This is a genomic window from Sphingosinicella terrae (assembly GCF_003347635.1).
GTDB lineage: Bacteria > Pseudomonadota > Alphaproteobacteria > Sphingomonadales > Sphingomonadaceae > Allosphingosinicella > Allosphingosinicella terrae.
The window spans coordinates 110,772-128,568 of sequence record NZ_QDFY01000008.1 but is presented as its reverse complement, the minus strand read 5'-3'; the positions used below and the strand labels follow the sequence as shown (position 1 = coordinate 128,568).

The window sequence follows — 17,797 nt, the reverse complement described above, 5'->3', positions numbered from 1 at the left end:
CATCTTTACCCACCCTAGATAGCCCGCATGAGCGATCCTGCCTCCGATCCCTGGGCCGCGGCCGCCCCGGGCGCCGCCGCCACACTCGCCGACCTGTTCGATGCCGAGCCCGATCGTCTGGATAGAATGGTGATCGAGGAGGCGGGGCTGCGCTTCGACTTCTCCAAGACCCATCTCGACCGCGGCCTCGTCGACGCTTTCGCCCGCATCGCCGACGAGGCCGGCCTGCCGGCGCGCCGGGAGGCTCTGTTCGGCGGCGGGATCGTCAACCCGACCGAGGGACGTGCAGCCGAGCATGCGGCCGAGCGCGGCGAGGGCGCGGCGGAGAGCGTTGCCCGGGCGCGCCGGTTCCAGGCGCGGATGCGCACCCTCATCGACGCGGTCGAGGCCGACGTCTTCGGCACCGTCGGGTCGATCCTCCATGTCGGCATCGGTGGCTCGGCGCTCGGTCCCAAGCTGCTCGTCGACGCGCTCGGCCGCCATGCCGACCGCTACGACACCGAGATCGTCTCCAATGTCGACGGCGCCGCGCTCGAGGAGGCGATGGGTCGGATGGATCCGCACGCCACCTTGCTGGTCATCGCGTCGAAGACCTTCACCACCACCGAGACGATGCTGAACGCGCGCTCCGCTCTGTCCTGGATGGAGGAGCATGGCGTCGTCGACCCCTTCGGCAAGGTGGTCGCGCTCACCGCAAGCCCGGACAGGGCGGTCGAGTTCGGCGTCGACGAGACCCGCATCCTGCCTTTCACCGAAAGCGTCGGCGGCCGCTTCTCGCTCTGGTCGTCGATCGGCTTTCCCGCGGCGCTGGCGCTCGGCTGGGATGCGTTCGAGTCGCTGCTCGAGGGCGCGGCGGCTATGGACCGGCATTTCCGGCTGGCGCCGCCCGAGCGCAACGCGCCTCTGCTCGCCGCCTTCGTCGATCGCTATTATGCGAATGTGCGCGGCGCCGAGACGCGGGCCGTGTTCGCCTATGACGAGAGGCTTCGCCTGCTCCCCGATTACCTCCAGCAGCTCGAGATGGAATCGAACGGCAAGAGCGTCCGCCTCGACGGCAGCCCGGCCGGGCGGGCCACCTCGCCGATCGTCTGGGGCGGGGTCGGCACGGACGCCCAGCACGCCGTTTTCCAGCTGCTCCACCAGGGCACCCACCTGGTGCAGGTCGAGTTCGTCGCCTCGGTCGAGCCCGGCGATACGCTCGCTCCCGACCATCACCGCCAGCTGCTCGTCAACTGCTTCGCCCAGGGCGCGGCCTTGATGGCGGGACGGCCATCGGAGGATCCCCACCGCGGCTATCCGGGCAATCGGCCGTCGACGACGATCCTGTTGGACCGGGTCGATCCGCACACGCTCGGCGCGCTCATCGCCTTCTACGAACATCGCGTGTTCGCCAACGCGGTCCTGCTCGGAATCAATCCCTTCGACCAGTTCGGGGTCGAGCTCGGCAAGGAGATGGCGAAGGCGCTCGACGGGGGCGGCGACGCCCTCGATTTCGATCCCTCGACCGAGGCGCTTCTCGCCCGTGCCTTCGGCGGCGACGGCGACTGATCCGATTGGCGCGCGGCGACGAGCCGCCCACGCCCCGCGAAGACCGGAGGATTTCCGACCATGACCACGAGCTACGATTACGATCTTTTCGTCCTCGGCGCCGGATCGGGCGGCGTTCGCGCCTCCCGAGTCTCCGCCGCCCACGGCGCCCGCGTCGCGGTGGCGGAGGAATATAGGGTCGGCGGCACTTGCGTGATCCGCGGTTGCGTGCCGAAGAAGCTGCTCGTCTACGGCGCCCATTTCGCCGAAGATCTCCAGGATGCCCGGCGCTTCGGCTGGGACGTCGATCATTGCCGGTTCGACTGGCCCACCTTGCGCGACAACGTCCTGTTCGAGGTCGAGCGGCTCGAGGGGATCTATAACGACATCCTCGAGCGCAACGAGGTCGAGGTCATTCCCCAGCGGGCCCGGATTTCGGGCCCGCACGAGGTGACGCTCGAGGATGGCAGCAAGGTGACCGCCGGCACCATCCTCGTCGCCGTGGGTGCGCGGCCCTTCGTCCCGGACGTCCCCGGCGCGGAGCACGGAATCACCTCGAACGAGGTCTTCCATCTCGAGACGCTGCCGAAGCGGGTCGTGATCGCCGGCGGCGGCTATATCGCCAGCGAGTTCGCCGGCATCTTCCACCAATTCTCGTGCCACGTGACCGTGGTCAATCGCGGCGACCGGATCCTGCGCCATTATGACGAGCAGATACGCGACCGGCTGCTGACCATCTCGCTGATGAAGGGCATCGACTTCAAGTTCAACGCCCCGTTCGAGAAGATCGAGAAGAAGGAGGATGGCAGCCTCAGGATCCAACTCCAGGGTCAGGATCCGATCGAGGCGGACATGCTGCTCTGGGCGGTCGGCCGCAATCCCAACACGGAAGGGCTGGGCCTCGAGGAGGTCGGCGTGAAGCTCGGCAAGAACGGCGCGGTGCTCGTCGACGACGACAATCAGAGCTCGGTGCCGAGCATCTACGCGATCGGAGACGTCACCGATCGGGTCCAGCTGACGCCGGTCGCGATCCGGGAGGGCCAGGCCTTCGCCGAAACCGTGTTCGGCGGCAATCCGACGCGGGTCGATTACGAGAATATCCCGTCGGCGGTGTTCAGCCATCCGCCGATCGCCGGGGTCGGCATGACCGAGAGCCAGGCGCGCGACAAGCTGGGCTCCTACAAGGCCTACGTCTCCGACTTCCGGCCGATGAAGAACGTGCTTGCCGGCCGCAACGAGCGCGCGCTCTACAAGATCATCATCGACGAGGAGACCGATCAGGTCGTCGGCATCCACATGATCGGCCCCGACGCGCCGGAGATCCTGCAGGCGGCCGCGATCGCGGTGAAGGCCGGCCTCACCAAGAAGCAGTTCGACGAGACGATCGCCCTCCATCCGACCATGTCGGAGGAGCTGGTGCTGATGCGCTGAGCCTTCGGTCTGATCGTCACGGCGATCGCGTGGAACGCGGTGCCAGATTGTTGCCGATCCTCATCCGTGTCATCCTTCGGGAACGATATGGATATCATCGGCGAACAGAAGATCTGGACCTACGGTGGTGGCGAGGACCACGCTCTACCCCGTCGCTGCTCCGCCGTAAGACGATCCGAAGGACATCAGGTCGCGGATTTCATGGATCTCGCGACCAAGGTCGCGGAGCTGCAGTTCCTGAACCGAGATTACGTGCTCCTCTTCCGTGGCCAGACGGGAGATCATAAGAACCGGAGCCGCAATACATCCTTGAAGCCGTCGATCATGCGGAGCCGCTCTCAAGGTAAGGTTCCGACCGTCGAGAGCCTGCGAAACCGATATGATTTCTTGCGTCGTGCCGAAGTCGAGCTGGTTTCGGCTTATGCGCGGCATAATCTGCCTGGCGCCGAGCGACTGAGACGGCAGCAGATATTGCGCTGGTCGATTCTCCAGCATTATGAAATCTGTCCGACTCCATTGCTGGATGTCACCCATTCGCTCAGAATCGCCGCGTCGTTCGCGACGATGAACGCTGACCTGGATGCCTACATCTTTGTCATCGGCGTACCTCATATCAGCGGTGCCGTGACCGCGAGCGCGGAAGCGGGACTTCAGATCGTCCGCCTGGCCAGCGTGTGCCCTCCTGCAGCGGTTCGTCCGCACATTCAGGAAGGCTATCTGCTCGGCGAGTATCCGGAACTCATCAGCACGGATCAGAAGGAACACTATCGTCATTACGAGATCGATTTCGGTCGTCGGCTGATCGCGAAGTTCAGATTCCACCCAAGCGGGTTCTGGTCTCGAAGCACCGCCTTCCCGGTGGTGCCCGAAGCAGCTCTCTATCCTTCCGAGGTCGAGGATCCTCTCCAGAAGCTGGCAAGGCAGGTGAAGGAAGGGATCGGTCCGGCGACGAGCTGACGGTCGGCGATCGCTCAGCCGGGCTGGTCGCCGGCGCCGGCCACGGCGACTTCCTCCTGCCAGCCGCCGCCGAGCGCCCGGAACAGATCGACCTGCGCCGTCACGATGCGGGCGTCGGCCAGCGACAGCTCGGCCTCTGCCTCGGCCAGGGTGCGCTCCGCGTCGAGCACGGCGAGCGAATCCGCCCGGCCTGCGCGCAGGCGCGCCCGCTCGATCTCGGCGGCGCGGGCCGCGGCCTCCTGCGCGCCGGCCAGGGCCGCTCGCCGGTCGAGCGCATGACGATAGACGGAAAGGGCAGTCTCGGTCTCCTCGAGCGCGCCGAGCACGGCCCCGTCGAAGCGGGCCAGTGCCGCCTCGGCCGAGGCTTCCTGCGCGCGGATGCGGGCGCGCACCGCCTCCTGATTGGGGAAGGACCAGTTGATCAGCGGTCCGAGCAGCCAGCTCAGCGGCCCGCCGGTGAACAGGTTGCCGACCGAGCCCGCCGTCGAGCCGATCGAGCCGCCGAGCGTGATGCGCGGATAGAGATCGGCGGTGGCGACGCCGATCCGCGCCGTCTCCGCCGCCAGCCGCCGTTCCGCCTCGCGGACGTCGGGCCGCCTTGCGAGCAGGGTGCGGCCGTCGCCGATCGGGATCGGGCGGTCGAGCTGGAGAATGGTCCGGCGCGCGCCCGCCGCCGGGGGCAAGGCGGCGGGCGCGCGACCGGTGAGCGTGGCGAGGCGGAACAGGGCCCCGTCGCGCTCGGCTCGAAGCGGGGGCAGACTGGCTCTCTGCTGCTCGCGCAGGGACGTGACGCGGGCAACGTCGAGCCGCGTGCCGCGGCCGGCTTCGAATCGGCGGGTGGTGACGACGAGCGTGCGCTCGATCAAGGCGAGGCTGCGCTCGGCGACGGCGAGCCGCTCGGCCGCCGCCGCGGCGTCGGCATAGGCCCTGGCGGTCTCGGCGGCGACGGCAACGCGAACGGCATCGCGCACCGCCTCGGCCGCATCGGCATCGGCGCGCGAGGCCTCGACCGACCGGCTCACGCGGCCGAACAGGTCGAGCTCCCAGGCGACGTCGAAGCCGGCGTCGAACTGCCAGTCCTCGCGGTCGGCGCCCGGCGGCACGTCGTTCTCGGCGGCCCGGCCGTACGCCGCGCCGGCCGAGAGCCCGGTCTGCGGCAGACGCTGCGACCGGCTTTCGCGCAACAGGGCGCGTGCCCGTGCGAGATTGGCGGCCGCGACCCGGACGTCGCTATTGTGGGCGAGCGCGTCCTGGACGAGGCCGTCGAGGACAGGGTCGCGATAGAGCCGCCACCAGTCGGCGTCCGGCTCGGCATCGGCGAGCGCCGGATGGCCGGCGCCGAGGAACGGCCCGGCCGCCGCGGCGGGCGTGGCCGGTGGGGCATGGTCCGGGCCGACCGTGCAGGCGGCGAGCGCGAGCAGGCTGGCGGTGAGAGCGAGCTTGCGGAGCGGGTTCATGTCACTTTCTCCTATTCGGCGGGCTGGAGCGTCGGCTCCGCCGCGCCGGGCCGGACGAAGCGCTCGCGCAGGGTCCGGCAGGCGACGTAGAAGGTCGGGGTGAAGACGAGGCCGAAGAAGGTCACGCCGATCATCCCGAAGAAGACCGCGGTGCCGAGCGCCTGGCGAAGCTCGGCGCCGGCGCCGGTCGCGAACACCAAGGGCATGACGCCGAGGATGAAGGCGAAGCTGGTCATCAGGATCGGCCTCAGCCTCAGCCGGGCCGCCTCGACCGCGGCCTCGACGGCGCTGGCGCCCCGTTCCTCGGCCTGCTTGGCGAACTCGACGATCAGGATCGCGTTCTTCGCCGCCAGGCCGACCAGCACGATGAGGCCGATCTGGGTCAGGATATTGTTGTCCATCCCTCTCAGGTTCACGCCCGCCATGGCGGCAAGCAGCGTCATCGGCACGATCAGGATGACCGACAGCGGCAGCATCAGGCTCTCGAACTGGGCGGCGAGGACGAGGAAGACGAACAGCACCGCCATGCCGAAGACCAGGGCGGCGACGTTGCCGGCCGCCTTCTGCTGATAGGCGATATCGGTCCATTCCGCGCTGAAGCCGGCCGGCAGGCCGTCCGCCAGCCGCTCCATCGTCGCCAGCGACTGGCCGGTGGAGAAGCCCGGTGACGTCTCGCCGTCAATCTCGACCGCCGGGAACAGATTGTAGCGGATCACGCGATAGGGCCCGGTCCGGTCCTCGAAGGTGGAGACGGCGCCGAGCGGCACCATCTGCCCGCTGTTCGAACGGGTCTCGATCCGGGCGACGTCGGCAAGGTCGTCGCGCCAGGCGGGCTCCGCCTGCGCGGTGACCCGGAAGGTGCGGCCGAGCAGGTTGAAGTCGTTGACGTATGACGATCCCAGATAGACCTGCATCGCCTCGAACACCCGCTCGGGAGGCACGCCGAGCATGTCGGCCTTGACCCGGTCGATGTCGGCGAAGATGCGCGGCGTCGCGGTATTGAACAGGGTGAAGACCTGCCGCACGCTCGGCTCCTGCTGGGCGGCGCCGATGATGCCGCCCGCCGCCTGCTCGAGCGCGGCATAGCCGCGGCCCTCGCGGTCCTGAACCATCATCCGGAAGCCGCCGCCGGTGCCGATGCCCTGGATGATCGGCGGAGGCAGCACGAAGACGATCGATTCGTCGACATCGGCCACGGCGGCCCGCATGTCCGCCATGATCGCCGCTTCGCTGCGGCCGGTGCTGGCCCGTTCACCATATGGCTTGAAGGTGACGAACGAGACCGCGGCGTTGGGCGCCGAGGTGAAGGTCGCCCCGTCGAACCCGGCGAACATCACCGCGTCCTCGACTCCCTCCACCTCGAGCAGCCGCTGCGTCACCCGCCGCAGCACCTCGTCGGTGCGGGTGAGCGACGATCCCGGCGGCAGCTGGAAGGCGGCGACCGCATAGGCCTGGTCCTGCGCCGGGATGAAGCCGGCCGGCGTGACCCAGAACAGGGCGATCGTGGCGACGACCAGGCCGGCATAGGTGGCGAGGACCTTGGCAGGCCGGCGGACCAGCCGCTCGGTCGCGCCTGCGTACCAGCGGCTCAGCCGCTCGAAGGCGGTGTTGAACCGGTCGCCGGCGCGGGCGAGCAGACGGCGCCAGCGGCTGGCCGGCTCCTCCTGCGACTTCGGCCGCAGCAGCAAAGCGGCGAGCGCGGGCGACAGGGTCAGCGAGAGCAGCAGCGAGATGATCGTCGCCGCCGAGATGGTCACCGCGAACTGGCGGTAGAATTCGCCCGATAGTCCGGTCAGGAACATGGTGGGCACGAACACCGCGCAGAGCACGAGCACGATCGCGATCAGCGCGACCGACACCTCGTCCATCGACCGGTGCGCCGCCTCGCGCGGCGACAATCCTTGCTCGAGGTTGCGCTCGACATTCTCGACGACGACGATGGCGTCGTCGACGACGATGCCGATCGACAGCAGCAGGCCGAACATCGACAGCGTGTTCAGCGAATAGCCGAAGGCGGCGAGCACGGCGAAGGCGCCGACCAGCGAGACCGGGATGGCGACGATCGGGATGATCGCCGCCCGCCAGCTCTGCAGGAAGACCAGGATCACCAGCACGACGAGCAGGATCGCCTCGACGAAAGTGTCCTGGACGGCCGCGATCGATTCGCTGATGAACTCCGTCGGATTCCAGACGACGCGATAGGCGAGGCCCGGCGGGAAGTCGGCCGAGGCCGCCTCCAGCTCGCTGATCACGCCGGTAGCGGCGGCGAGGGCATTGGTGCCCGGCCGCTGGGTGATGCCCAGGATGATCGAATCATGGCCCGACAGATAGGCGTTGAGGCCGTAATCCTCCGCGCCGAGCTCGACCCGGGCGACGTCGGCGAGCCGGGTGACGCGGCCCTCATTGTCGGCGCGAACGACGACGCGTCCGAACTCCTCGGCGGTGCGGAAACGGCCCTGCGCCTCGATGTTGAGCTGAAAGGCGGCGCCGTCGTCGACCGGCGGCTGACCGACCGAGCCGGCGGCGATCTGGACGTTCTGCGCGCGCAGCGCCGCGACGATCTCGCCGGCGGTGAGGCCCCGGGCCGAGGCTCGGCCGGGATCGATCCACACCCGCATCGCGAAGTCGCGGGCGCCGAAGATCTGGACGTCGCCGACGCCTTCGACCCGCGACAGCCGGTCCTTGATCTGGGTCAGAGTGTAATTGGAGACATAGGCTTGGTCGAGCGACCGGTCCGGCGACAGCACGTTCACCGCCATCAGCCAGGAGGGAAGGGCCTTTCGCACGACGACGCCGGTGCGGCGCACCTCCTCCGGCAGCCGCGGTTCGGCGAGCGCGACGCGATTCTGGACCAGGACCTGCGCCGCATCGAGATCGGTGCCGAGCGCGAAGGTGACGGTGACGACGAGGCGCCCGTCGCCGGTCGACTGGCTCGACATGTAGAGCATGTTGTCGACGCCGTTTATCTCCTGCTCGATCGGCGCGGCGACGGTGTCGGCGATCGTCTCGGCCGACGCGCCCGGATAGGCGGCGCTCACCGTCACGGTCGGCGGCACCACTTCCGGATATTGCGATACCGCCAGGCCGAAATAGGAGAAGGTCCCGACCAGGGTGATGATGATCGCGACCACCGCCGCGAAGATCGGCCGGCGGATGAAGAGATGACTGAAGCGCATGGTCTGGCTTTCGATCAGGAGGCGATGGTGGCCTGGGCTGCGGCCGGTGCCCGCGCCGCCGCCTGCGCCGGCGCCGCGGCCGGCGGAGCGATGCGGGTCGCGCGGACGTTCACCCGGCTGCCGGGCTGGGCATATTGGACGCCCTCGACGACGATCCGGTCGGTCGGCCTCAATCCGGAACGGATGACCCGCAGCGTGCCGATGCGGGCGCCGATCTCGACAGGGCGGGCGGCAACCGTGCCGTCGGGCGCGACGGCGAGCACGATCTTTCGGGCCTGGTCGGTCTGGACGGCCGCGTCCGGCACGAGCAGCGCATCGCGCGGACCGCCATTGGCGAGCCGCATGTTGCCGAACATTCCCGGGGCCAGGAAATATTCGGGATTGGCGACGATGGCGCGTGCCCGGATCGTGCCAGCTCCCGGATCGATCGCGTTGTCGGTGAAGTCGATCCGCCCGCGCCAGGCATAGTCCCCTTCGTCCTGCAGGCGGATCTGGACCTCCGTCGCCGGCGCCGCGCCGTTCTGGCGCTCGCGCTGCGACCGCAGGAAGAGCGCCTCCGAACCGTCGAAGGTGAAGTGGATCGGATCGAGCGCGAGAAGGCTGGTGAGCACGGTCTCGTTGGCCGCGACGAGATTGCCGCGGTCGATTCGCCGATCCGAGATGCGGCCGGTGATCGGCGCGCGCACGCGGGTGAACTCGACGTCGAGCTCGCGCTGGCGCACGACGGCCTGGGCGGCGGCGAGCTGAGCCGCCGCCGTCCGGGCCGCCGCTTCCAGCGATTCCACTTCCTCGCGCGACACCGCCTCGTCGTCGATCAGGCTGGCGGCGCGGGCATGCTCGCTGCGGGCGAGGGCGAGGGCGGATTGGGCGGCGGCCAGCCGCGCCCGCGCCTCGGCCAGCGCCGCGGCATAGGGCCTGGAATCGATGGTGAAGAGCAATTGGCCCTGGCGGACGACCTCGCCGTCGCGGAAATGGATTCCGACCAATTGTCCGGACACGCGCGGACGGATCTCGACTGCCTCGCTCGCCTCGAACCGGCCGGTATAATCGTCATATTCGACGACCTGCTGGGCGAGGGGCTGGGCGACCGTGACCGTCGGCGGCGGCGGTGCATCCGCCTTGGCATCGTCGCCGCCGACGAGCTGTGCGGTGCCGATCGCCGCGACGCCGACGAGGAGAGCGACGAGGCCGCCCTTGGTGCGAGGGGAAAGTCGCGGCGGCGGCGCGGCGGGCTCGACCGGCGCAGGCGGCGGAACGGGGCTTCCGGCCGCTTGCGGCCGGCTTTGCTCGTCCTTGGGGAAGCTGTGATACATGAGGCCCTCCATCAACGGGCGAAGGAAGCGGCGCGGCGCTGGAGCGCGCGCGCCTGAAGCAGCGAATAGCCGGCGGCGAGGAAGCGCCTGACTTCGTCGACCGGCAGGCTGCCGCCGGTGACCCGGGCGAGGACGGCGAAGCGGCGCAGCGCCTCCAGGCGCTCGTTGGCGAGCGGCTTGGGCCGGCTGATCCCGAGCCAGCGCTCGAAGAACCGGGAGAAGCGGGTCGGCGCGCCGATGCTGGCGATCGGATCCGCCTCGGCGATCGCGATCACTTGCAGCTCGAGCGGCTCGAAGCGTGCCGACTCGGCCGACTCAGCGACGGAATCGGCGCCCAGCAGAACGGCTTCAGCGTATGCCATTGATTTTCTCCTTGAAATCCGTCATCACCGATCGCAAATAAATGTTACTGACCGGTACGTGCTGTTGTGATACGTACCGTTCAGTAACATTTCGTCAAGAGCCGGAGAGGAAAAAATCTTCTGATGGGCAAGCGCGAGGCATCGGCTCCCTGCGGGACGGGCTGCGGGGAAGGCCGCAAGAATGCGGCGACACGGATCTTCGAGACGGCGCGACAGCTCTTCTATCAACGCGGCATCCGCGCGGTCGGGGTCGACGAGATCGTCTGCCAGGCCGGCGTGACCAAGCCGAGCCTCTACCGAAGCTACGATTCGAAGGATCATCTCGTCGCCGCGTGCCTCGAAAGCTACGCCGAGGAGGCCGGCGACCAGCTCGGGGACGTGCTCGCCGCCGCCGGCGACAATCCGCTCGCGCAGCTGCGCGCCTATGTCGCCCATTTTGCGGCGAAGATGAGCCAGCCCGGCTTCCGCGGCTGCCCGATGTCGAACACGGCGGTCGAGTTTCCGGAGAGCGGGCATCCCGGTCGAGAGGTGGCGGAAAGCTGCAAGATCGAGGCGCGCGAGCGCCTGGTCGGGATGACCCGAAGATTGGGCATCGACGAGCCGGAGACCCTCGCCGACGGCATCATCCTGCTCATCGAGGGCGCCTATTCGGTCCACCACATCTTCGGGTCGCAGGGGCCGGGAACCGCTCTCATCCAGTCAGCCGACCGGCTCATCGACGCCCATCTGAGGCGGTAGCGGCGCCGCGCACTCGAACCGCGCACTCGAACCGCGCAGGAGGTCGGGCGATCGGCCCTTGCCCTCGGCGCCAAATCGTGTTCGCTACGCCTCCGTCACGAAAGGGAGGCCGCCATGTTCGACTCGTTCGCTCGCTACCAGCCGCATCTGCTCGGCCTGCTCCGGATTGTCGCCGGCCTGCTCTTCCTCGCCCACGGCGTCGTCAAGCTGTTCGGTTTTCCGCCCGGAGCGGAACCCGGCCAGCAGGAGCTGCTGACCCTGTTCGGTATCGGCGCGATCATCGAGCTGGTCGGCGGCACGCTCATCATGCTCGGCCTGTTCACCCGTCCCGCCGCCTTCATCGCCGCCGGCGAGATGGCGGTCGCCTACTGGATGTTCCATGCCCCGGCGAGCTTCTTCCCGGTCGCGAACGGCGGCGACGCCGCCATCCTCTATTGCTTCCTGTTCCTCTATCTGGTCGCGGCCGGGCCCGGAGCGTTCAGCGTCGAGGGATCGGGAGGACGGCGTCAATCCATCTAGACGCGCTGGCTGAAGGTCGGGCCTCCCTCTATAGCCCCGCCATGAGCGGGAACTCCAGCGACATCCTCATCGTCGGCGGTGGGCATAACGGCCTCGTCTGCGCCTTCTATCTGGCGGAGCGCGGCTACAAGGTGACCGTCCTCGAGGCGCGCTCGGTGGTGGGGGGTGCGGCCGTCACGGAGGAATTCCATCCCGGCTTCCGCAACTCGACGGCGAGCTACACAGTCGGGCTGCTCAACCCCAAGGTGATCCGCGACATGCGGCTCTACCAGCACGGCCTCAAGGTGGTGCTGCGCGGGATCGACAATTTCCTGCCGACCTTGGGTTCGGAGCATCTGCTCGCCGGCCGCGGGGGGCTGACCCGGCGGGAAATCGCCCGGCTGAGCCCCGCCGATGCCGAGAATTACGACGCCTATGCCGCGGCGCTGGAGCAAGTGGTCGGCGTCGTGCGCGAATGGCTGCTGCGCGCGCCGCCCAATGCCGGCGGCGGCCTCGGCGAGCTGCCTTCGCTGCTGCGCCTCGGCGCCGGCGCCAACCGGCTCGGCCTCGAAGGGCAGCGCCATCTCTCGGACTTCTTCACCAAGTCGGCGGCCGACATCCTGCACCGCTATTTCAGCCATGAGCTGGTCCAGGCCCTGTTCGGCTTCGACAGCGTCGTCGGCCATTATGCCAGCCCCTATGCGCCGGGCAGTGCCTATGTCCTCCTTCACCACGTCTTCGGCGAGGCGGCGGGGGTGGCGGGCGCGTGGGGGCATGCGATCGGCGGCATGGGCGCGATCACCCAGGCTATGGCGAAGGCCTGCCGCGAGCGCGGCGTCGAGATCGTCCTCGACTCCCCCGTCGACGAGATCATGGTGGAAACCGTCCGCGGCGCCCCGCGCGCCGTCGGCGCCGCCGCGGCGGGCGGCGTCTACCGCGCGCGCGCGGTCGCGGCCGGGGTCAATCCCCGGCTATTGTTCGGCCGCCTGTTGCCGGAAGGCGCTGTCCCGGACGACGCGTCGCGGCGCATGAAGGCTTGGGCGAGCGAGTCGGCCACCTTCCGGATGAACGTCGCTTTGTCGCAGCTGCCGCGCTTCACCAGCCGGCCCGAGCCCGGCGACCATCTCACCGCGGGAATCATCGTCGCGCCGTCGCTCGACTATATGGACCGCGCCTGGCTGAGCGCGCGCACCGACGGCTTCTCGCGCGAGCCGATCGTCGAGATGCTCATCCCCTCGACCCTCGACGACAGCCTCGCGCCGGCCGGCGCCCATGTCGCCAGCCTTTTCTGCCAGCATTTCCCCTATGACGTGCCCGGCGGATGGGATGCCCGGCGCGACGAGGCGGCGGACGCGATCATCGCCCATGTCGACCGATACGCGCCGGGTTTCGCCGCGAGCGTGGTGGGCCGGCTCGCGCTCTCGCCGCTCGATCTCGAGCGTCGCTTCGGCCTCGTCGGCGGCGACATCTTCCACGGCAAGATGGGGCTCGACCAGCTCTTCTCGAACCGGCCGATGCTCGGTCATGCCGATTATCGGATGCCGCTCGAGGGTCTCTATCTGTGCGGCTCCGGCGCGCATCCGGGAGGCGGCGTCACCGGCGCACCCGGCCACAACGCCGCCCGCGCGATCATCGCCGACCGCAAGAAGCTGAAGCTCTGACGCGAGGCGCGCCGGGCCTCAGCAGCTGCGCCGGTCGTAATCGTAGACGCGACGGTCGTAGCGATCGAGATAATAGCAATAGCCGCGATTGTCGCGGTGCCAGCGCCGGTCGTTGGCCGTAGCGGCGCCGATGACGCCGCCGGCGACGGCGCCGATCGCCGCCCCTTCCTCGATCTCGAGATCGGTAGCCGCGCCGACCGCGGCGCCGGCGGCTGCGCCGATGGCCGCCCCGGCCGCAGCGCGCTCGAGCTGGCGATTATCGTTATAGCCATAGCGGTTGCTGGCGCAGCCGCCGAGGGAAAGGCTGGCGGCGCCGAGCATGATGGCAAAGGTGGATACGCGCATGACTGTCTCCTCGTGACGAACGGAGCCTGACGGCCTTCGGCAGAGGGCGTATCGGCTCTCGTCCAATCCAACCGCCGCGCCGCGGCATCGTTCCGGCGCAGCGAGCGACCGTCGGCGGTTCGTCGAACGCAGCTTTCGGCCCGGCGCGCCGTGAACGTTCCGGAGACCGAACGGGCGGAACTTTGACTTGGATCAGGCGCTGTTCCGCCAAACAGGGACGACAGGGGTGACAAGGATGTCGATGCGCCATCTTCGCGTGGCGTTGCCGCTTTCGCTCGCGCTGCTGGCAGCCATGCCCGCCGCGGCACAGCATTCGGGCTTCGCGCTCGTCGAAGGTTCCGAACCACGCACGGTCGCCAGCCCGCGGTCTGGCTCGCGGCTCCAATTCCGCTCTCCCGAGGGCGATCTTCGCTTGCCGCCACCGAGCCGCCGCAACGGCCTCATCGCCGCCTTCCCGATCGACCACAATGTCGAGATCGGCATCGGGCGCTTCTCGGTCGCGGACCACGCCCGAATGCGCACGAATATGGAGTCCGAGCGGCACCCGACGGCGGTGCGTCCGCGTGACCGCGGTATCGCCGCGGTCGGAGTCAGCTTCCGCTTCTGATTCGCCCGCCGTTCCGGTCGGATCTCGGGTGACGTTCCGAGTTCGGCGCGACGACGCGACGATCGATATCGCGACGGAGCCGCTCGATCGTGCTTCTGCCGGTGCGATCACGCAGGAACGGGAAGACGATGTGGACGAAGCAGCGCACCGCCGGCCATGCGCAGGCCGACGCCCGCCGCGGTCGTCTCACGCCCGAAATGGCTTTCCCCGACATCGTGCGGATGGTCGGTAAACGGGTCGCCGGCCATCTGCTCCTGCCTTGAGGGCGACTGGCGATGGCCTTGGAAGCTGGCCTCGAAATGGCGCGATCGGGTCTTCCGGAGCGCAGGTCGCGCGGCTACAGTTTACGTAAACGTGAACCTGCCAGGAGCCCGCTTATGCCCGAAGCCTATATCGTCGACGCCGTCCGCACTGCCGGCGGGCGCAAAAGCGGGGCGCTCAAGGATTGGCACCCCGTCGATATGGCGGCCGCGGTGCTGGACGCCCTTGTCGATCGCACCGGCATCGATCCGGCGGCGGTCGACGACGTGATCATGGGCTGTGTCGGCCAGGTCGGCGAGCAGAGCTTCCATGTCGGCCGCAACGCCGTGCTGGCGAGCCGGCTGCCGGTCAGCGTCCCCGCGGTGACCATCGACCGGCAATGCGGATCGTCGCAGCAGTCCATCCACTTCGCCGCCCAGGCGGTGATGAGCGGTACCCAGGACATGGTGATCGCCGCCGGGGTCGAATCGATGACCCGGGTGCCGATGGGATCGCCGGTGACCCTGGCGATGCAGGCCGGGCTCGGCGGTCCTTTTCCGAAGAGCGTGCAGGATCGGTTCGGCGTGCCGATGTTCAGCCAGTTCATCGGCGCCGAGATGATGGCCGAGAAATATCAGTTGCGCCGCGAGGCGCTGGACGCCTTCGCGCTGGAGAGTCACCGCAAGGCCGCGGCTGCCACCGAGGCCGGCGCCTTCGCCGACGAGATCGTCGCTCTGCCGGTCACCGGCGAGGATGGCGAGACCCGGCTGCACGATCGCGACGAGGGCATTCGCTACGACGCCACCCTGGAAGGAATCGCGTCGGTGAAGCTGCTCAAGGAGGGCGGGCGGATCAGCGCCGCCAATGCCAGCCAGATCTGCGACGGCGCCAGCGGCGTCCTCGTCGTCGGCGAGGCGGCGCTGAAGGCGCACGGGCTGACGCCGCTGGCGCGGATCCACAATCTCACCGTCACCGCGGGCGATCCGGTCATCATGCTCGAGGAGCCGATCCCCGCCACCCGCCGCGCGCTCGAACGCAGCGGCCTCAGGATCGGCGACGTCGATCTCTACGAGGTCAACGAGGCCTTCGCCTCGGTGCCGCTCGCCTGGCTGCAGGAAAGCGGTGCCGATCCGGACCGGCTCAACGTCAATGGCGGCGCCATCGCGCTGGGCCATCCGCTCGGCGCCTCCGGAGCCAAGCTGATGGCGACCCTGACCCATGCGCTCAAGGCGCGCGGCAAGCGCTGGGGCCTGCAGACGATGTGCGAGGGCGGCGGCATCGCCAACGTCACCATCGTCGAGAATCTCGCCTGAGCGGCCGGGATCGGTCGCCGCAACCTCGACTATCGCGGCGGCGTCGACGCTTGTCGAATGAGCTCGGCGACGACGTTGGCCGATCGCGTCGGAGGCAATTCCATGGCGGCCTGGTAGATGGCGAGGCCGGCATCGCATTGCTGCTGCGGCGTCGCTGCGGGAAGGCGATCGTCGGCGATCCTGCGCGCACTCTCCGGATCGATCGTCTCGATCCGGGCGAACCAGGCTTCGGCGTCCGCATCGCTCAGCGCGGTGCGCGGCACCCGACGGCCGTTCTCCGCTTGCCGCGCTGCCCTGAACTGGGCCACGTTCAGCCGCGACATGGCGGGAAGGGCGCTTTCGGGGAGCCGGTCCATGGCCGTCAGGCCTCCCATCTGGAAGCGGGCGCACAGCGAGATATCCGCCTCCCGGAGGGCGGCCGAGAAATCCACCAGCGCATCGCCGAGCCGGTTCACGTCGGCGTCGGGCGCCTCGGCGATGTGCGGAACCTTCGATCGGACGAAAGTCTCCATGAAGGTGAACGCTTCCTGTCGCGCCGCAGCCGACCCGCGCCGGTTTACCGCGTCGACCACGCGTCGGAGAAACTGATCATACTCCTGTGGATAATTGGCCTTGAACGCGGCCATCATCTCCCGGCTTCTGCCGTCGCGAGCGAGCTCGGCCTCGGCCCGTTCGACCGTGGTTGAACGGCGCTGAAGTGACTGGAAGGTGCCGTCGCCATCATTCGACGAGCCGGCCCGCAGGGCGAGGCCGATGACGAACATGATGACGATGCCGCCCAATGCCGCCGCCATGCGGCGCGCGGTGAACGGCGATTCCTGATCGGTGTAGGACATTCGACCCCCCTTCGAATGAGGCTCGATCCTAGTCTTTTCCCGCGACGGGGAGCAAGCGCGCCCGCGGCCGCTTGTCCGCCGGCTCCGGATGTCGTTAGGAGCGGGTGCAAAGGGAGGATTTCATGAAGCTCGATTCATCCATTGCGGCGGTCGTCACCGGCGGCGCGTCCGGCCTCGGCGAAGCCACTGCCCGCGCGCTCGCCGCCAGGGGCGTCAGGGTCGCCGTCTTCGACCGCGATGCCGACCGCGGCGAGAAGGTCGCCGGCGAGATCGGCGGGATCTTCTGCGCCGTGGACGTGACCTCCGACGAAGCGGTCGATGCCGGCTTCGCCAAGGCGCGCGAGGCGCACGGCCAGGAGCGGATCTGCGTCAATTGCGCCGGCGTCGCCAATGCGATGAAGACGGTCGGTCGCGACAAGCAGACCGGAGAGATCAAGCGCTACCCGATCCACCAGTTCGAGCTGGTCATCCAGATCAACCTGATCGGCACGTTCCGAATCCTCTCCGCCTCGGCCGCCGGCATGGCGGCCCTCGATCCGCTCGAGGACGGCGAAAAGGGGCTGATCGTCAACACCGCCAGCGTCGCGGCCCAGGACGGGCAGATCGGCCAGGCCGCCTACAGCGCGTCCAAGGCCGGCGTGCTCGGCATGGCGCTGCCGATCGCGCGCGACCTGATGGGCGAGGGCATCCGGGTCAACACCATCCTGCCGGGCGTGTTCGAGACGCCGATGGTGGGCATGATGCCGCAGAACGTGAAGGATGCGCTCGCCGCCCAGGTGCCTTTCCCGAAGCGTCTCGGCCGGCCCGAGGAATATGCCCGCCTCGCCGTCTTCATGGCCGAGAATACCTATCTCAACGGCGAATATGTGAGGCTCGACGGCGCCATCCGGATGGCGCCGCGCTGAGGCCGGGCCGGGCACGGCCGTGATGCGCTGGCTGGTTTCGGCCGCCTGCCTCGTCGCCGCCGCCTCGGCCGCCGCGGCGGCCGACCGCGTCGAGACGGTGCGCTTCGCGGCCGGCGCTGATTCGGCGGAGCTGCGCGGCACGGTACGCGGCTATGACATGGTCGAGTATCGCCTCGCGCGCTGGCCGGCCAGGCGATGGAGGTCGTGCTCCGGCGCGAGCGCGGGCCTGCTTATTTCAGCGTCTGGGCGCCGGGGTCCGAGGAGGCGATGTTCTTCGGCCCGAGCGCCGGCAGCCGCTTCGCCGCCACCCTTCCCGCGGACGGCGAGTATCGGGTGCGGGTGTTCATGATGCGCAGCGCCGCCCGCCGCGGCCAGCGTGCCGACTATCGCCTCACGGTCGGCATCCGCTGAGGCGGGCGCGCCGCGGCCCT

The 17,797-nt window shown here is 68.9% G+C and carries 16 protein-coding genes and 1 pseudogene; 10 read left to right on the top strand and 7 right to left on the bottom strand.

The genetic code is table 11. The features are described from left to right. The first annotated feature begins 27 nt into the window (after positions 1 to 27). The 3 genes from pgi to DDE10_RS16155 all read left to right on the top strand — a co-directional run bounded on the left by pgi (position 28) and on the right by DDE10_RS16155 (position 3,915). Positions 28 to 1,548: a glucose-6-phosphate isomerase gene (gene pgi, locus DDE10_RS16165; RefSeq protein WP_114953820.1), complete on the top strand. Its 1,521-nt coding sequence runs from the start codon at positions 28 to 30 to the stop codon at positions 1,546 to 1,548. A 60-nt stretch (positions 1,549 to 1,608) separates the two neighbouring features. Next, the gene (gene gorA / locus DDE10_RS16160; protein ID WP_114953819.1) at positions 1,609 to 2,958 is read left to right on the top strand and encodes a glutathione-disulfide reductase; all 1,350 of its coding nucleotides are present in this window, start codon (positions 1,609 to 1,611) and stop codon (positions 2,956 to 2,958) included. A gap of 87 nt (positions 2,959 to 3,045) precedes the next feature. Continuing rightward, the gene (locus DDE10_RS16155) at positions 3,046 to 3,915 is read left to right on the top strand and encodes an FRG domain-containing protein (RefSeq protein ID WP_114953818.1); all 870 of its coding nucleotides are present in this window, start codon (positions 3,046 to 3,048) and stop codon (positions 3,913 to 3,915) included. Positions 3,916 to 3,929: 14 nt separating this feature from the next. On the opposite strand, the gene DDE10_RS16150 is transcribed toward DDE10_RS16155, so the two are convergent. The 4 genes from DDE10_RS16150 to DDE10_RS16135 are packed head-to-tail and all read right to left on the bottom strand — an operon-like array spanning position 3,930 to position 10,223. Further along, the gene (locus tag DDE10_RS16150) at positions 3,930 to 5,372 is read right to left on the bottom strand and encodes an efflux transporter outer membrane subunit (RefSeq protein ID WP_114953817.1); all 1,443 of its coding nucleotides are present in this window, start codon (positions 5,370 to 5,372) and stop codon (positions 3,930 to 3,932) included. Positions 5,373 to 5,383: 11 nt separating this feature from the next. Beyond that, on the bottom strand, positions 5,384 to 8,548 hold the full coding sequence (locus tag DDE10_RS16145) for an efflux RND transporter permease subunit (protein WP_114953816.1): 3,165 nt from the start codon (positions 8,546 to 8,548) through the stop codon (positions 5,384 to 5,386). Between the two features lie 14 nt (positions 8,549 to 8,562). Continuing rightward, positions 8,563 to 9,861: an efflux RND transporter periplasmic adaptor subunit gene (locus DDE10_RS16140; protein ID WP_284734709.1), complete on the bottom strand. Its 1,299-nt coding sequence runs from the start codon at positions 9,859 to 9,861 to the stop codon at positions 8,563 to 8,565. 11 nt (positions 9,862 to 9,872) lie between these two features. After that, the gene (locus tag DDE10_RS16135) at positions 9,873 to 10,223 is read right to left on the bottom strand and encodes a hypothetical protein (RefSeq protein WP_114953814.1); all 351 of its coding nucleotides are present in this window, start codon (positions 10,221 to 10,223) and stop codon (positions 9,873 to 9,875) included. A gap of 123 nt (positions 10,224 to 10,346) precedes the next feature. Here DDE10_RS16135 and DDE10_RS16130 point away from each other — a divergent pair, with 123 nt between their 5' ends. From DDE10_RS16130 to DDE10_RS16120, 3 genes are all read left to right on the top strand, one after another. Then, positions 10,347 to 10,961, top strand: coding sequence for a TetR/AcrR family transcriptional regulator (locus DDE10_RS16130; protein ID WP_114953813.1), 615 nt, complete (start codon positions 10,347 to 10,349; stop codon positions 10,959 to 10,961). Positions 10,962 to 11,075: 114 nt separating this feature from the next. Next, positions 11,076 to 11,480, top strand: a complete 405-nt coding sequence (locus DDE10_RS16125; protein WP_114953812.1) for a DoxX family protein — start codon at positions 11,076 to 11,078, stop codon at positions 11,478 to 11,480. A gap of 41 nt (positions 11,481 to 11,521) precedes the next feature. Beyond that, positions 11,522 to 13,120 (top strand): phytoene desaturase family protein, encoded by a 1,599-nt coding sequence (locus DDE10_RS16120; protein ID WP_114953811.1) that lies wholly within the window; start codon positions 11,522 to 11,524, stop codon positions 13,118 to 13,120. Positions 13,121 to 13,138: 18 nt separating this feature from the next. On the opposite strand, the gene DDE10_RS16115 is transcribed toward DDE10_RS16120, so the two are convergent. Beyond that, a complete protein-coding gene (locus DDE10_RS16115; protein WP_114953810.1) occupies positions 13,139 to 13,465 on the bottom strand; it encodes a YMGG-like glycine zipper-containing protein in 327 nt (108 codons plus the stop codon). A 241-nt stretch (positions 13,466 to 13,706) separates the two neighbouring features. On the opposite strand from DDE10_RS16115, the gene DDE10_RS16110 reads away from it, so the two are divergent. Further along, a complete protein-coding gene (locus DDE10_RS16110) occupies positions 13,707 to 14,072 on the top strand; it encodes a hypothetical protein (protein WP_114953809.1) in 366 nt (121 codons plus the stop codon). Here the strand turns inward: DDE10_RS16110 and DDE10_RS24100 are convergent. Next, a pseudogene (locus tag DDE10_RS24100) lies at positions 14,056 to 14,320 on the bottom strand (DUF6356 family protein). The gene DDE10_RS16110 and the pseudogene DDE10_RS24100 sit on opposite strands and share 17 nt — an antisense overlap. A 129-nt stretch (positions 14,321 to 14,449) precedes the next feature. Between DDE10_RS24100 and DDE10_RS16105 the strand changes: the two are divergent. After that, positions 14,450 to 15,625 (top strand): acetyl-CoA C-acetyltransferase, encoded by a 1,176-nt coding sequence (locus tag DDE10_RS16105; RefSeq protein ID WP_114953808.1) that lies wholly within the window; start codon positions 14,450 to 14,452, stop codon positions 15,623 to 15,625. Positions 15,626 to 15,654: 29 nt separating this feature from the next. Here DDE10_RS16105 and DDE10_RS16100 read toward each other — a convergent pair whose 3' ends face one another. Further along, positions 15,655 to 16,461, bottom strand: a complete 807-nt coding sequence (locus DDE10_RS16100; RefSeq protein WP_114953807.1) for a hypothetical protein — start codon at positions 16,459 to 16,461, stop codon at positions 15,655 to 15,657. 122 nt (positions 16,462 to 16,583) lie between these two features. Here DDE10_RS16100 and DDE10_RS16095 point away from each other — a divergent pair, with 122 nt between their 5' ends. Next, positions 16,584 to 17,366: an SDR family NAD(P)-dependent oxidoreductase gene (locus tag DDE10_RS16095; RefSeq protein ID WP_114953806.1), complete on the top strand. Its 783-nt coding sequence runs from the start codon at positions 16,584 to 16,586 to the stop codon at positions 17,364 to 17,366. A gap of 195 nt (positions 17,367 to 17,561) precedes the next feature. Next, positions 17,562 to 17,777 (top strand): hypothetical protein, encoded by a 216-nt coding sequence (locus tag DDE10_RS16090; protein WP_114953805.1) that lies wholly within the window; start codon positions 17,562 to 17,564, stop codon positions 17,775 to 17,777. The last annotated feature ends 20 nt before the right edge of the window (positions 17,778 to 17,797 follow it).